This window comes from Methylosinus sp. DMC45 (genome assembly GCF_056313885.1).
The window spans coordinates 1-12,130 of record NZ_JBQUZK010000017.1; the positions used below are offsets into that span (position 1 = coordinate 1).

At 62.1% G+C, this 12,130-nt stretch carries 11 protein-coding genes and 3 pseudogenes; 6 read left to right on the top strand and 8 right to left on the bottom strand.

The window, feature by feature from the left end; all coding sequences use genetic code 11:
• Window positions 1-186: 186 nt before the first annotated feature.
• A complete protein-coding gene (locus ACT53T_RS04420) occupies window positions 187-1,242 on the bottom strand; it encodes a sugar phosphate isomerase/epimerase family protein (RefSeq protein ID WP_476160284.1) in 1,056 nt (351 codons plus the stop codon).
• Between ACT53T_RS04420 and ACT53T_RS04425 the strand changes: the two genes are divergently transcribed.
• Entirely contained in the window at window positions 1,229-1,993 is a 765-nt protein-coding gene (locus ACT53T_RS04425) for a TetR/AcrR family transcriptional regulator (protein ID WP_476160285.1), read from the top strand. The genes ACT53T_RS04420 and ACT53T_RS04425 overlap by 14 nt on opposite strands.
• 135 nt (window positions 1,994-2,128) lie before the next feature.
• Here ACT53T_RS04425 and ACT53T_RS04430 read toward each other — a convergent pair whose 3' ends face one another.
• Entirely contained in the window at window positions 2,129-2,767 is a 639-nt protein-coding gene (locus tag ACT53T_RS04430; protein WP_476160286.1) for a TetR/AcrR family transcriptional regulator, read from the bottom strand.
• A gap of 84 nt (window positions 2,768-2,851) precedes the next feature.
• On the opposite strand from ACT53T_RS04430, the gene ACT53T_RS04435 reads away from it, so the two are divergent.
• On the top strand, window positions 2,852-3,895 hold the full coding sequence (locus ACT53T_RS04435) for a zinc-dependent alcohol dehydrogenase family protein (RefSeq protein ID WP_476160287.1): 1,044 nt from the start codon (window positions 2,852-2,854) through the stop codon (window positions 3,893-3,895).
• Window positions 3,896-4,253: 358 nt separating this feature from the next.
• Here the strand turns inward: ACT53T_RS04435 and ACT53T_RS04440 are convergent, their stop codons facing one another.
• Window positions 4,254-5,174 (bottom strand): alpha/beta fold hydrolase, encoded by a 921-nt coding sequence (locus tag ACT53T_RS04440; RefSeq protein WP_476160288.1) that lies wholly within the window; start codon window positions 5,172-5,174, stop codon window positions 4,254-4,256.
• Between the two features lie 182 nt (window positions 5,175-5,356).
• Between ACT53T_RS04440 and ACT53T_RS04445 the strand changes: the two genes are divergently transcribed.
• Complete coding sequence (locus ACT53T_RS04445) at window positions 5,357-5,827, top strand: winged helix-turn-helix transcriptional regulator (RefSeq protein WP_476160289.1); 471 nt, start codon at window positions 5,357-5,359, stop codon at window positions 5,825-5,827.
• Window positions 5,828-6,207: 380 nt separating this feature from the next.
• Here the strand turns inward: ACT53T_RS04445 and ACT53T_RS04450 are convergent, their stop codons facing one another.
• A complete protein-coding gene (locus ACT53T_RS04450) occupies window positions 6,208-6,564 on the bottom strand; it encodes a Tn3 family transposase (protein ID WP_476160304.1) in 357 nt (118 codons plus the stop codon).
• Between ACT53T_RS04450 and ACT53T_RS04455 the strand changes: the two are divergent.
• The 3 pseudogenes from ACT53T_RS04455 to ACT53T_RS04465 form a co-directional block, all read left to right on the top strand.
• Window positions 6,554-6,700: pseudogene (locus ACT53T_RS04455) on the top strand (IS256 family transposase); the annotation flags it as partial. The gene ACT53T_RS04450 and the pseudogene ACT53T_RS04455 sit on opposite strands and share 11 nt — an antisense overlap.
• A 71-nt stretch (window positions 6,701-6,771) precedes the next feature.
• Window positions 6,772-7,955: pseudogene (locus tag ACT53T_RS04460) on the top strand (IS3 family transposase).
• A gap of 18 nt (window positions 7,956-7,973) precedes the next feature.
• Window positions 7,974-8,567 (top strand): annotated as a pseudogene (locus tag ACT53T_RS04465) (IS6 family transposase); the annotation flags it as partial.
• Window positions 8,568-8,713: 146 nt separating this feature from the next.
• Here ACT53T_RS04465 and ACT53T_RS04470 read toward each other — a convergent pair.
• From ACT53T_RS04470 to ACT53T_RS04485, 4 genes are all read right to left on the bottom strand, one after another.
• On the bottom strand, window positions 8,714-9,157 hold the full coding sequence (locus ACT53T_RS04470) for a VOC family protein (protein ID WP_409455275.1): 444 nt from the start codon (window positions 9,155-9,157) through the stop codon (window positions 8,714-8,716).
• A gap of 325 nt (window positions 9,158-9,482) precedes the next feature.
• Window positions 9,483-10,445, bottom strand: a complete 963-nt coding sequence (locus ACT53T_RS04475; RefSeq protein ID WP_476160290.1) for a LysR family transcriptional regulator — start codon at window positions 10,443-10,445, stop codon at window positions 9,483-9,485.
• A gap of 135 nt (window positions 10,446-10,580) precedes the next feature.
• Window positions 10,581-11,060 (bottom strand): PaaI family thioesterase, encoded by a 480-nt coding sequence (locus ACT53T_RS04480; RefSeq protein ID WP_476160291.1) that lies wholly within the window; start codon window positions 11,058-11,060, stop codon window positions 10,581-10,583.
• Window positions 11,057-12,130: an acyl-CoA dehydrogenase family protein gene (locus tag ACT53T_RS04485; protein WP_476160292.1), complete on the bottom strand. Its 1,074-nt coding sequence runs from the start codon at window positions 12,128-12,130 to the stop codon at window positions 11,057-11,059. Before ACT53T_RS04485 ends, ACT53T_RS04480 begins: the two co-directional genes overlap by 4 nt.

Consider the following 12,130-nt stretch of genomic DNA (forward strand, 5'->3'; position numbering starts at 1 on the left):
GCCATCGTGTGGCGCCATGCGTACCAGGTTTGCGGCCAGCCCGGGATCAAGAGAACCGGCTCGCCATCGCCGAGAACGGAGCAGTGAATTCTCTGATCGTCCACGTGCATATAATGATGCGCAAAGCCGTCGGACGAAGCGTCCGGCGCGATCGAATTCGCCATGATGAACGTCCCAGGAGTTGGCTCAGGAGATGCCGAGGATCGCATTCGTCTGAGCCGCGCTCAGGGGCGTTCCCGCGAAATCGTCGAAGATCTTTTCCGTGACCTTTATCGTGTGGTCGCGAATGAAGGCCGCGCCTTCGCGCGCGCCGTCTTCGCTATTTTTCAGGCAGCATTCCCATTCGAGCGTGGCCCAGCCGCCGAAATCATATTGGGCGAGCTTCGAGAAGATCGAACGAAAATCGATCTGCCCATCGCCCAATGACCGGAAGCGTCCCGCCCGCTCGGTCCACGACCGATAGCCGCCATAGACGCCCTGGCGTCCGGTCGGATTGAACTCCGCGTCCTTGACGTGGAACATGCCGATCCGATCGTGGTAGATGTCGATGAAGTCGAGATATTTGAGCTGCTGCAAAACGAAATGGCTGGGATCGTAGAGAATCCGGCACCGGCGATGCCCGCCGACACGCGCGAGCAGCATCTCGAAGCTGACGCCGTCATGCAGATCCTCGCTCGGGTGAAGTTCATAGCAGAGGTCGATTCCCTGCTCGCCGCAGGCGTCGAGGACGGGCATCCATCGTCGGGCCAGCTCGTCGAAAGCGGCTTCGACCAATCCCTCCGGACGCTGCGGGAAGGGGAAGAAATAAGGCCAGAGGAGCGAGCCCGAGAATGTCCCCATCGCGGTCAGCCCGAGCCGGCGCGAGGCCTTGGCCGCGAGCTCGAGTCGTCGCAGCGCCCATTCGCTTCGCGCGGCGGCATTTCCGCGAATCTGCTCGGGGACGAAAGCGTCGCACATCGCGTCATAGGCCGGATGCACGGCGACCAGCTGACCGAAAATGTGCGTCGTCAGCTCGCTGACGACGAGTCCGCGCTCGGCCAGAATTCCTGCAATCTCGTCGCAATAGGTCTCGCTCTCGGCAGCCTCGGCGACATCGAACAAGCGACGATCCCAGGCCGGAATTTGCAGGGCCTCGAAGCCGAGTTCGCTCGCCCAGCCGGCGATGGCGGCCAGAGTGTCGAAAGGCTTTCGCGCATCGCTGAACTGCGCCAGATGGATGCTCGGACCCTTGATCGTTTTCATCGCGCCACCATTATTTGTTGACCAACAAAAAATGCGCGCTTGCGCGCCGATGTCAAGCCGATTATTTGTGGGTCGATCAACAATAGCGCGACAAAAATGGCGCGATCATATGGCCGGCAGACCCAGGGAGTTCGACCGAGATTTGGCGTTGAAAAAGGCGCGCGACCTCTTTTGGGCGCGCGGTTACGAGGGCGCGTCCATGTCCGATCTGGTGGAGGCTCTCGGCATCGCGTCGGCGCGCATCTATGCGGCTTTCGGCTCGAAGGAGGCGTTGTTCCGCGAGGCGATCGAGGTCTATGAAGCGGAAGAAGGCGGTTTCGCGGACCGCGCCCTATCCGAGGCGACGGACATTCGCTCCGCCTTGGACGACATGTTCCGGGCGGCTATCGAGCTCTATACGAAAGGGCAGAGAGGCTGCATGGTCGTCACCGCCGCGACCAACTGCGCGCGGGAGAACGCCGCTCTGGGCGCCTGGCTGTCCGAGCACCGCAAAGCGAGAACACAGTCGATCATCGATCGATTACGACGGGCGAAACACACCGGAGAGCTCGAGGAGCATGTCGACGAGGCGGCGCTCGGCGACTGTTGCGCCACGATGCTTCACGGCTTGTCGGTGCAGGCCCGGGACGGTGTCGGCGCGGATCGGCTGAACGCGATGGTGGATGCGTTTCTTGCTGCGTTCGATCTCATGACCACGAAAAGCCGCCGCCGTCGAGACCGCGCCTCCGTTCGAAACTCGATCCGCCGCTGAGAGCTGTCTTCTCGCCGACGTAAGGGCGCTGGCGTTGCGCCGCTCGAAACGACGCAACCGACTTTGGGACGACTATGCGGCCAGTTCGGGGACTTCGATTTCGATCAATTGCCATAGTCGGGCGCCGCCGGTCCCTCATGGACTTTGCGCTGGTCGATCCGCCCGCGAGCCCGGCCACGCCGAGAGAGCGACGTCCGCCAATGCATCGAGGATCTTCCGGCTGACGCCATCGCGAGCCTGGATCGACAGCCCCTGCACAACGGCGGCATAGTAAGAGGCGAGGGCCTGCGTATCGGTCGACGGCGCGAGTTCGCCTTCGCTGGCTGCGCGATCGAAGCGCGCCTTGATCGCCGCGATCGTCGCGAGCCTTCGCCTTGCAACATCCGCCGCCACCGAAGCGTGCTCAGGCGCGCACGCTACCGCGCCGCTCGCCAGCATGCAGCCTGCCGGCGCCGGCCCCTCCGCGTAGACCTGGATCGCCTCACGCAGAATGCGTTCGATCGCGCGCTGGGCGCTCGGCTCTTCGGCGAGCGCGCGCTGGGCGAAGGAGCCGTAGGTGGCGCCGTAGCGGTCGAGCGCCTCGCGGTAGAGCTGCTCCTTGCTGCCGAAGACGGTGTAGAGACTCGGCGGCGTCACCCCCATGGCCGCGGTCAGGTCGGCGATCGACGTCCCCTCATAGCCACGACGCCAGAACAGCTGGAGCGCCGTCTCCAGCGCCTCGTCCCGGTCGATCGCTCGCGGCCGGCCGCGCGGCCGCTTTGCGATGGTTTTCATAGTGACCAATATAAAAATCCCTTGACGAGGATGCGGGGACTTATTTTAATATCGTTCGCTAGTTTATTGCAAATGGAGAAACCCGTGACCGATTCCAGCTCATCTATCCCCACGACACGCAGAGCTTACAGGCTTACGCCCGCCGACCGCGGCCTTCGCCTCCAGCAGTTCCGCGAGGCGGCGCCGACTCCTGGGCCAAACGAGGTTCTCGTCGGGATCGAGGCGGTGAGCCTCAATTACCGCGACCTGCTCGTGCTGCGCGGCGAGTTGGGGCCGGTGCGCGAGGGGTTGATTCCGTTCTCCGACGGAGCCGGCCGCGTCGTCGCGACCGGCGCCGATGTTGCCCGCTGGCGCGCAGGAGACCGCGTCGCTCCAACTTTCTACCGGGATTGGGTTGTCGGTCCCTATCGTGAGGCCTACGGCCCATCGGCGCTCGGCGGCGGCGAGACCGACGGCGTGCTGGCGGATCTGGTCGTCGTGCCCGAAGCCTCGTTGGCGCCCGTCCCGGACAGCCTTAGCCTGGAAGAGGCCGCGACGCTTCCCTGCGCCGCCTTGACCGCCTGGCAGGCGCTGGTCGTGCGCGGCGGTCTCTCAGTCGGCGACACGCTGCTGGTGCAGGGCACGGGCGGCGTCGCGCTCTTTGGCTTGCAGATCGCGAGCGCCCTCGGCGCGAAAACCATCGTGTTGTCGTCCTCGGACGAGAAGCGTGAACGCGCAACGAAGCTCGGCGCCTTCGCGACGGTGAACTATCGCACGACGCCGGACTGGGATGTCGAAGTCCGCAAGCTGACGGGCGGGCTCGGCGTCTCGCACGTTCTCGAACTCGGCGGACCGGACACCTTCGACCGTTCGCTGCGCGCGCTCGCCGCCTGGGGGCATATCGCACAGATCGGCGTGTTTACCGGCTTCGGACCGCACTCGAACCTGATGCGGCTGCAGCTGATCAACGGAACCATCGACGGCATCAATGTCGGCTCCGCCGAGCAGTTCGAGGCGATGAACGCTTTCCTCGCCGAGCATCTTATCCGTCCTGTGATCGATCGGACTTTTTCGTTCGACGAGATGCAAGCCGCCTACGACGAACTCGCGAGCGGCCGCCACTTCGGCAAGCTCGTCATCCGTCTCTGACTTCGCGAGGCGGCAAGAAGCGCGTGTTCATTCACCTTCCACTTGCTTTGCCAGCGACGCAGGAGGGTCGCATCGTGCCGTCGAAGATGAGACGATTGGGCCGCACGTCCATTCCGCGATAGACATCGACCGGCTTTGAAATGATCACCTATAGATTAGGACGTCACGAAGAGACCGATAATGTTGAAGGTCTACGACGGCCTCGCTTTCGATGCTCGTGGCCCCCTCCAATCTGGAAGTATTAATTTGCAACTGCAATGGGCGTGGCGGTTGTGGTTTCGATATGCAATCCGTCCAACTCTCAGGAAGCCGCCAGCCGATCTGCCGGCCCGGACGGGGACGAGAAATCGCTGTGCGCTCAGCCCTGCCGGATGAACTGCGTGATGAGCCTACCGACCTCGTCGGGGGCATCTTCGAGGCAGTAGTGACCAACGCCAGCCAGACGATGCACCGACGCGGCCGGAAAGAGCTGGGTGAAGAGCGGCACGAAATGTTCGGCGTGAAGCGTGCGGTCTGCTTCACCCCAGATGGCGAGGGCGGGTCTGGCATGGATGGCGCGGATGGCCGCTGCGTCAGGCGTCTCGAATCTGTGCGCACCCGTGGCGAAGCCCTTGGCCCAGCCGATCGCGCCGAGACAGTCGGCAGGGCTTGCGAAAGGCGATCCGTAGGCGTCGAGCCATGTGTCGGTGATGAGCGTGTTGTTCTCGAAGCCGTTGAGCTTGAGCGTGCTCAGGATATTGAAACCGAGCTGCCCCAGCACCGCTTCGAGGCTGCCGTCCGCTTCGGCTTTCGCGATCCATTGAAACCAGGGCGAGACGCCGGCATTCGCAGTCACTCGCTCAACGAGATCGGCCTGGCCAAACGGCGTCGGTCCGTTGGTCGAGATAACGCGACGAATGCGGTTGGGATGCCGGGCGGCGAGCCCCATGCCAACCGGGCCGCCGAAGTCGTGCATGACGAGGGTGATATCGTCGAGATCGAGCGCAAGAACGAAGTACTCCAGATTGTCGACGTGATCCTGCAGCCAGTAGGCACGGTCCGGCGGCGTATCGCTCTTGCCGAAGCCCATATGGTCCGGGACGACTACACGGTGCGTTATGCTCAACACCGGGACCAAGTGGCGAAACAGATAGCCCCAGGTCGGCTCGCCGTGCAGGCAGAGTATGACCCCTGCTTCGCGGGGCCCCTCATCGACATAATGCATACGGAAGCCGGGAGCCGCGGTGAAATGCGGGGTGTACGGAAAGCTACCGCCGAAGGTGGCGTCGGATCGGGTCATGCACGTCTCCTCTCCCGGGGTCAGCACTAGTTGGGCATGTGGTTTCAACTTAAAACCATACGCCGTTATATCGCTTGAGGTTTTAATTTGCAACTACTACATCCAAAAGGCGACAAGCCGCGATCTTCCCGGCTTCGAGGGGAGATGGCATGCGGGAGATTGAACGCGGGAGCACCGTCTCAATGGTCAAGAGAATCAGCCACAAAGATTCGAGCTGCGGCGTTGCTAGGCCACTGGACGCGATCGGAGACTGGTGGTCGTTGCTGATCGTTCGGGATGCTTTCGATGGCCTGCGCCGGTTCGGGGAATTTCAAAAGGACCTGGGGCTTGCGAAGAACATCCTCGCGGCCCGTTTGCGCAACCTGGTCGCACACGGCATCATGGACACCGTCCCCGCGTCCGACGGGAGCCCCTATCAGGAATACGTGCTGACAGAAAAGGGGCGCGGCCTGTTTCCGCTCCTGGTCGCTCTCAGGCAGTGGGGCGAGGACTTCTTCTTCGAGCCCGACGAGGCTCACGTCCTTCTAGTCGATAAGAGGAGTGGCCTTCCGGTGCGGAAACTGGAGCTTCGCGCCCAAGATGGACGCGTGCTGGGACCGGAGGACACGGTCGTGCGTTCACCGCCGGAAGCGACTGGAAACACTTGGCGATAAAACTGCATTACTCCGTCGGTTGGCGCAGCGGATCGCCGATCGTGCTTCGCGTCCGCCTGCGGCAACAAGGCCAGGGCGGCAGAGTTCCGGCAGCGCAGCCGGGATTGGAGGCAGCGTAATTTCCGGCTGTCCTCCACGGGGCGTTCCCGTTGCGCCGTGCGGCCTGAAATTGCTACGCGGCAAGCTTCGGAATTTCACGTTCAACCAATCGCAAGAATCGGGTGTTGCGGGTCCGCAACCACTTCATACATAAATCAATCACCGCCCCGATCTGATCGTCGGGGCGGTTTCTTGCGTTGTAGTGGAGCTATGGTCTACAGTTGAAAAGCGCATCGAACGTGATGCGCCCAAAGGCTGCAAGCCGATCGTCTGGAAGTTGATCACAGATCTGCCTGTGCGCGGGCGCGTTCGTCAGCGGTGCTGGCAATCGACGAGCCGAGCACGGGACGCTCTACCTCATAAAGCTCGCTCGCTTGGGCGGTTACGCCTGTTGTCGGGGTCATCGCGGAATCTGTTCCAAATCCTAGCCTAAGCAGCGGTGCGATGTGGGCGACGAGCTCATCGGGGATGGCTTCGCCGCGGAAACGCAGCTCGTCGACGACACGTCCCAGATACGCGGTGCTCGAGAGAATCATGGCGGAGACCGCGAGATTGAGGCCAGAGGCGCGGTAGCTTTGATTCTCGAAAGTCCGATCGCGGATCGCGCCGAGGCGATGAAAGAACGCGGCTCGCCTCATGGTGTTCAGGCTCGCGATGGCGGCGTCGAAGAACTGGCGGCGCCTGAAAGGACAAAATCGGTTGCCGAAACTCATCGAAGACGTCACATTCCGCGTTGGAATCGAGATAGTCCGCGAAACCAAAACCGCCGCTTGATTCGCCCTGACCTGCCCCTGAAAAATCCCACCAGCATCGATTAGAGTCCGGCCGATTGCAGGACGGACACGATGAAGAAGAAACGGTTCACGGAAGAGCAGATCATCGGGATTTTGCGGGAGCAGGAAGCCGGAGCGAAGGCGGCGGACCTCGCGCGCAAATACGCGGTTTCGGAGACGACGCTCTACAATTGGAAGGCCAAGTTCGGCGGGATGGACGTTTCCGAGGCCAAGCGGCTGAAGGCGCTGGAGGAGGAAAACGCGCGTCTGAAGAAGCTCTTGGCCGATCAGATGCTCGATGCGGCGGCGCTTCGCGAGCTCCTGGCAAAAAATGGTAGGGCCCGCCGTCAAGCGCGACGCCGTCGCGCACCTTCGGGCCGTGATGGGCCTGTCGGAACGTCGGGCCTGCCGGATCGTCGCCATCGATCGCAAGACGGCGCGCTACACGTCGACGCGCCCGGCCGACGCCGAGCTTCGCGCCGAGCTGCGCAATCTCGCCAATGCGCGTCGGCGCTTCGGCTACCGGAGGCTGTTCGTCTTGCTTCGTCAGCGGGGCGAGCGCTCGGGCAAGAACCGCATCTATCGGCTCTACTGCGAGGAAGGGCTGATGGTGAGGAAACGCCGCGCACGCCGACGCGCCGTGGGAACACGGGCGCCGATCCTCGTCGAGGCGAAGCCGAATGCGCGATGGTCTCTCGACTTCGTGCACGACCAGTTCGCCAGCGGCCGACGGTTCCGGATCCTGAACATCGTCGACGACGTGACGCGCGAATTCCTGGCGGCGATCCCGGACACATCGATCTCCGGCAAGCGGGTGGCGCGCGAGCTGTCGGCGCTGATCGAAAGGCGCGGCAAGCCCGGCATGATCGTTTCCGACAATGGGACGGAGTTCACCTCGAACGCCGTCCTGTCCTGGTCGGAGGCGAACGAGGTGGAGTTGCATTTCATCATGCCCGGCAAGGCGATGCAGAACGGCTTCTGCGAGATCTTCAACGGCCGCATGCGGGACGAGCTGCGCAATGAGACGCTGTTCTTCGGGCTCGACCATGCGAGAGAGAAAGTTCGCTTTTGGGTTCACGATTATAACCACCGGCGCGCGCATTCTTCCCTCGGCTACGCGACGCCGGCGGACTATGCGGCCGCGCTCACCGCAACAGGCGATCGGCTGCGCAACCGACCAGCTCCGCCGATCGCCTGTTGCTCACCCCACGCCCGCGGGCGTATCAACCGCCGGGACCCAACTCGCCGCTGGATGAAACTTCGGGGGCAGGTCAGAGGAAATGCTCCTCGAACGGGGGATCGATCTCTCCTACGAAACCATCCGTCGCTGGGCCAAGAAATTCGGTCCCGATTACGCCCATCGTCTGAAGCGCAAAAAGCCCGGTCGTCGCGACGTTTGGCATCTCGACGAAGTCGTCGTCTCGATCAACGGTGAAAAGCGCTATCTCTGGCGCGCTGTCGATCAAGACGGATATGTCCTCGACGAAATCTTGCAGGTTCGCCGTCACGCCAAAGCGGCTCAGCGATTGCTGAAACGCCTTCTTCACAAACAGGGCTGTCGCCCACGGCGCATAGTCACCGACAAGCTCGGTTCCTATGCCGTGGCGCGCCGGCAGATCATGCCGCGCGTCGAGCATCGATTGCACAAGGGTTTGAACAATCGCGCAGAAAACTCCCCATTACGAAAGCGCGAGCGAGTGATGCAGTGGTTTCGATCGTGGCGGGGGCTGCAACATTTCGTCGACATCTTCTCGGCAGTCCGCAATCTCTTCGTTCCATCCAGACCTTCCAGGCGTTCCGCCATCGCCATCCGTCTGCATCGCCTCAGGGCGATGGCAGAGTGGAAGTCCGTGACGACAGCTGCTTGAAATCAGCCTGCGTGGCGTCAACGCGCCTGTATCAAGTTTACGTGACATCGCCCTTCAAGTGGCGTCATTTCAAGGCTCGGCTCATTATCCATTTCGAGAAATCGGTGACAGTTCAGACGGCGCCCGGCTACGATCATAGAATTGCCTCATATGCCTTGAGCGCCACAAAGCACTACTCGCCAACCATCGGGATCTTCGAAGGTGAGACCTCGGTCGAGCCAATAGGGGTTTTCGGGATCGACAGGTTCATTGCCCGATCGGATCAGTCGGTCGCGCAGGCTCGCGAGTTGTTGAGCGTCTGGAATATACAGGACCAACAAGTTGTCCCGACTGGGGGCCGGGCATGGGCTCCCGGCGCGGTGCTGTGTGAATTCTAGATGATAGGCCCGACCGGGAAGGCCCAACATGAGACCATCGTATCCACTATGATCGGTAAATCGATACAGCTCAGCCAGCCCCAACCCGTCGCGATAGAAAGCCACCAATGCTTCGAGTTGATCGGTTGGACGCGCAATCCTCACTTGCGCAATGTCGATGCTCCCTGGGAACTTCATGGGTTCATTAGATGCGATGGTGAAATCGGTATTCATCAGCTATGCTCCACAATATTTAATCGCCATAGGCGCCGCCAGTGACGCGATCGAGAATAACGGGACGTCCGAGCACGCCGGTCGAGCAGCAGGGACGGGATTATTTGACGACGAATGCCACTCCAGCCGAGTTCGTACGATAACTCCTTTACTACGCCGCTCGACCGATGAGCTGCGAAACGGCGTCATTTTCGCGTTCGGCAGTCTAGTATGTCGAGCGTCGAGGTTCGAGGCGATTCGACGCCGAGTAAGGCAATACGACTCTTCTCGAAATTGCCGCGCCTCGGTCATCTGTGGTCGCCTTCGACGCTGGATACGACCTTGTTCACATCACGCTCGAAATAGTTCGCCCACAGTTCGCGTCGATGCGGCTTGGCATGGTGGGAAGGGTAGGAGGCTCGGAATCTTGCACTGCGTCGCGGAAGATTGCGACGAGATCGAGAATCTGGCGCACTTGTTCCAAATGCTCTCCATAGCCGATGTTGAGCTGGACGATGCGGCTGCGTCCCGCCGCCAGGTTCAATGGACGCAGCCGCCCCGATGCGAGTTCGTCGCGAATGCAGTGCTCTGGAAGCCACGCGTAGCCCTGGCCATCGGCGACGAAGGCGACCGATGTCGTAAGGTGGCTGACCGTCCAGCGCTGACGTGAGCCGAGCCATCCGCTGTCCGCTCCCCTCAGGCCGGAGTCGCTCATTACGACCTGACGATGATCCTTGAGCAATTCATGCGTGAGCAGGCCGAGTTGATGCAGGGGATGGCCCGCGGCGGCCACACAGATGAAACGCACCGAGAGCAGAGGCTCGGCGACGATACGGCCGGGAAGATAGCTCGCTATGCCGATCTGCGCGCGTCCTTCCTCGAAGGCTTCGCTCGCGCCCGACAATGCTGTTTCGCAAACCCGTACCGATAGCCTCGGGTAGAGAAGCGAATATTGGTGGAGTGCATTCAAGAGAATCGGCTTGGGAAAAATAATATCGATTGCGGCGGTAATCTCGCCCTCGGAGCTAGGATCGAAACCCGAGCAGAAGTGCTCGATTTGCGTCGCATGGCCAATGAGCTCTCGTGCGCGAGGAAAAATCATTTCGCCGGCCTTGGTCAGGGTCGCCCGTCGTCCTTCGATCGCGAAGAGTTCTTGGCCCAGGCATTCCTCCATTTTGCGAACGGCGTGGCTGACCGCCGACTGCGTCTTGCTCAATCGTTCGGCCGCTTGATGAAAACTTCCGTGCCGTGCCGTGGCGACGAACACGCGCCATTGCTCGAGCGTGATTTTCGTCATCGCCTGTTTCATGTCGATACTCCTCTCACGCCGGCATCGAATTGGCGCGCTCGCGTTCACTCGACGACCTCGAACTGAAATATTTATGTCATCGTGATCGATCGGCTTTCAAAATCAGTGTGAGTAGAGACTCGAAATTTGGCGGCCTTACGACGCCGCGCGCTCGACAATACCGTTTGCGTCTGGAACGGGAATGGTCTGCCGCACTCGCGCCTTGGAAATCTGCGCCGTTGCGAAAGGCGTGTGTGCGCCACCGACACCGACGCGTATGGCGACGACCGAGGTGAAAATCATCCTGCGTCCTGCTCGGATCACGCTGGCTTGAAATTCCGCGATCGAATCGCGCGGCATCGGCGTCAGGATCGAGACCGCCATGTTCGTGCTGACCGCATATTCGTCAGGAGCCAGCAGAGGCAAAGTCGCGAGCATGCTGGTGACGTCCAGCATGGCGTAGGTCACGCCGCCATGCAGGCAACGGCTCAGATTGTCGATGGCGGGGGTGACGACCAGTCGACAACGGCAGCGACCGGCTTCCTGCTCCAACAGCTCCAGACCGCAATAGCGCTGAAAGTCGTGCGTGAGGAGCGCTCGGCTATGCAGGCGCGCATGATCGGATATGTTGATCATTCCGGTCTCCGTTCGAGTGAGCGAGCGATGATTTCGTTCATCACCTCGGTCGTGCCGCCGCCAATGGCGACGAGAGGGGCGTCACGCAGGCTTCGCTCGGCGAGCGAAGGAGACACGCAGCCAGCGGCCCCGTGCAATCGAACCGCGACCTGCGCCGCGAATGCGAAGGCCGCGGTCGCCGCGTTCTTAGCCATCGCCACCTGGACTTCGCCGTCTTCAATGGTGGTCCGATCCACGAAATGACGGGCCATGGCGACGGCCGTATGCAATTCGGCGAGAGTCTGGCGAACATGCGTCATGGCGATCAGGGGCGCGTTGCGAATGACACGGCTTCGGCTGTGCTTCAAAGCGACGGCGCTCACGGCCTCGGCAGCGCTCGCAGCCGAGATCGCCAAGTTGAGCCGCTCTCGCGTCAAGGCGCCACGCAGGATTCGGCCGCTCCGGTCGGGGGCGGCGATCAGCCGCGCGCGAGCGTTCTCGAAGCGGATCGCTGCGAGTGGAAGGCAGCGCCAACCCGACGGCTCGAGAGGGTACCCGACAATCTCGGCTTGCGGCTGCTCGACCAGGAAGAGGCCGAGGCCATCGAGCACACGTGCGCCGAGGACCAGGCAGTCGGCGCGCGCTCCATTGCAGATGAAGCGTTTCTCGCCGGTGATCCGCCACGCGCCGTCGGCTCCGAGCGCGGCGCGCGCGTCGAGCGCGGTCAGATCGGAACCGGCGTCGGGCTCGGTGAGCGCGAGGGTGATGATGCGCGCGCCAGCCAGCACATCGGCGATGACGGATCCGAACGCCTCCGCTCCCGCCGACGCGACGATCGACAGGCTGACGAAGTGCGAACAGAGGCCCACCGCCAGCCCCTGCGATCCGCCGCGGGTGACTTCTTCGAGCAACATTCGCATCCGGGTCTGATGAGCCGGCAGAACAGGCCCCGGAACGTCGCCGAGCGAGAGCAGGCGAGCCGCTCCCGCTTCGGCGTGTAGGCTCGCCGGATAGGCCCCGGCGCGTTCCCAGGCGTCGATATTCGGTTCGACGCGCTCCGCGATGAAGGCGCGAAGCGCGGTCTGAAACAT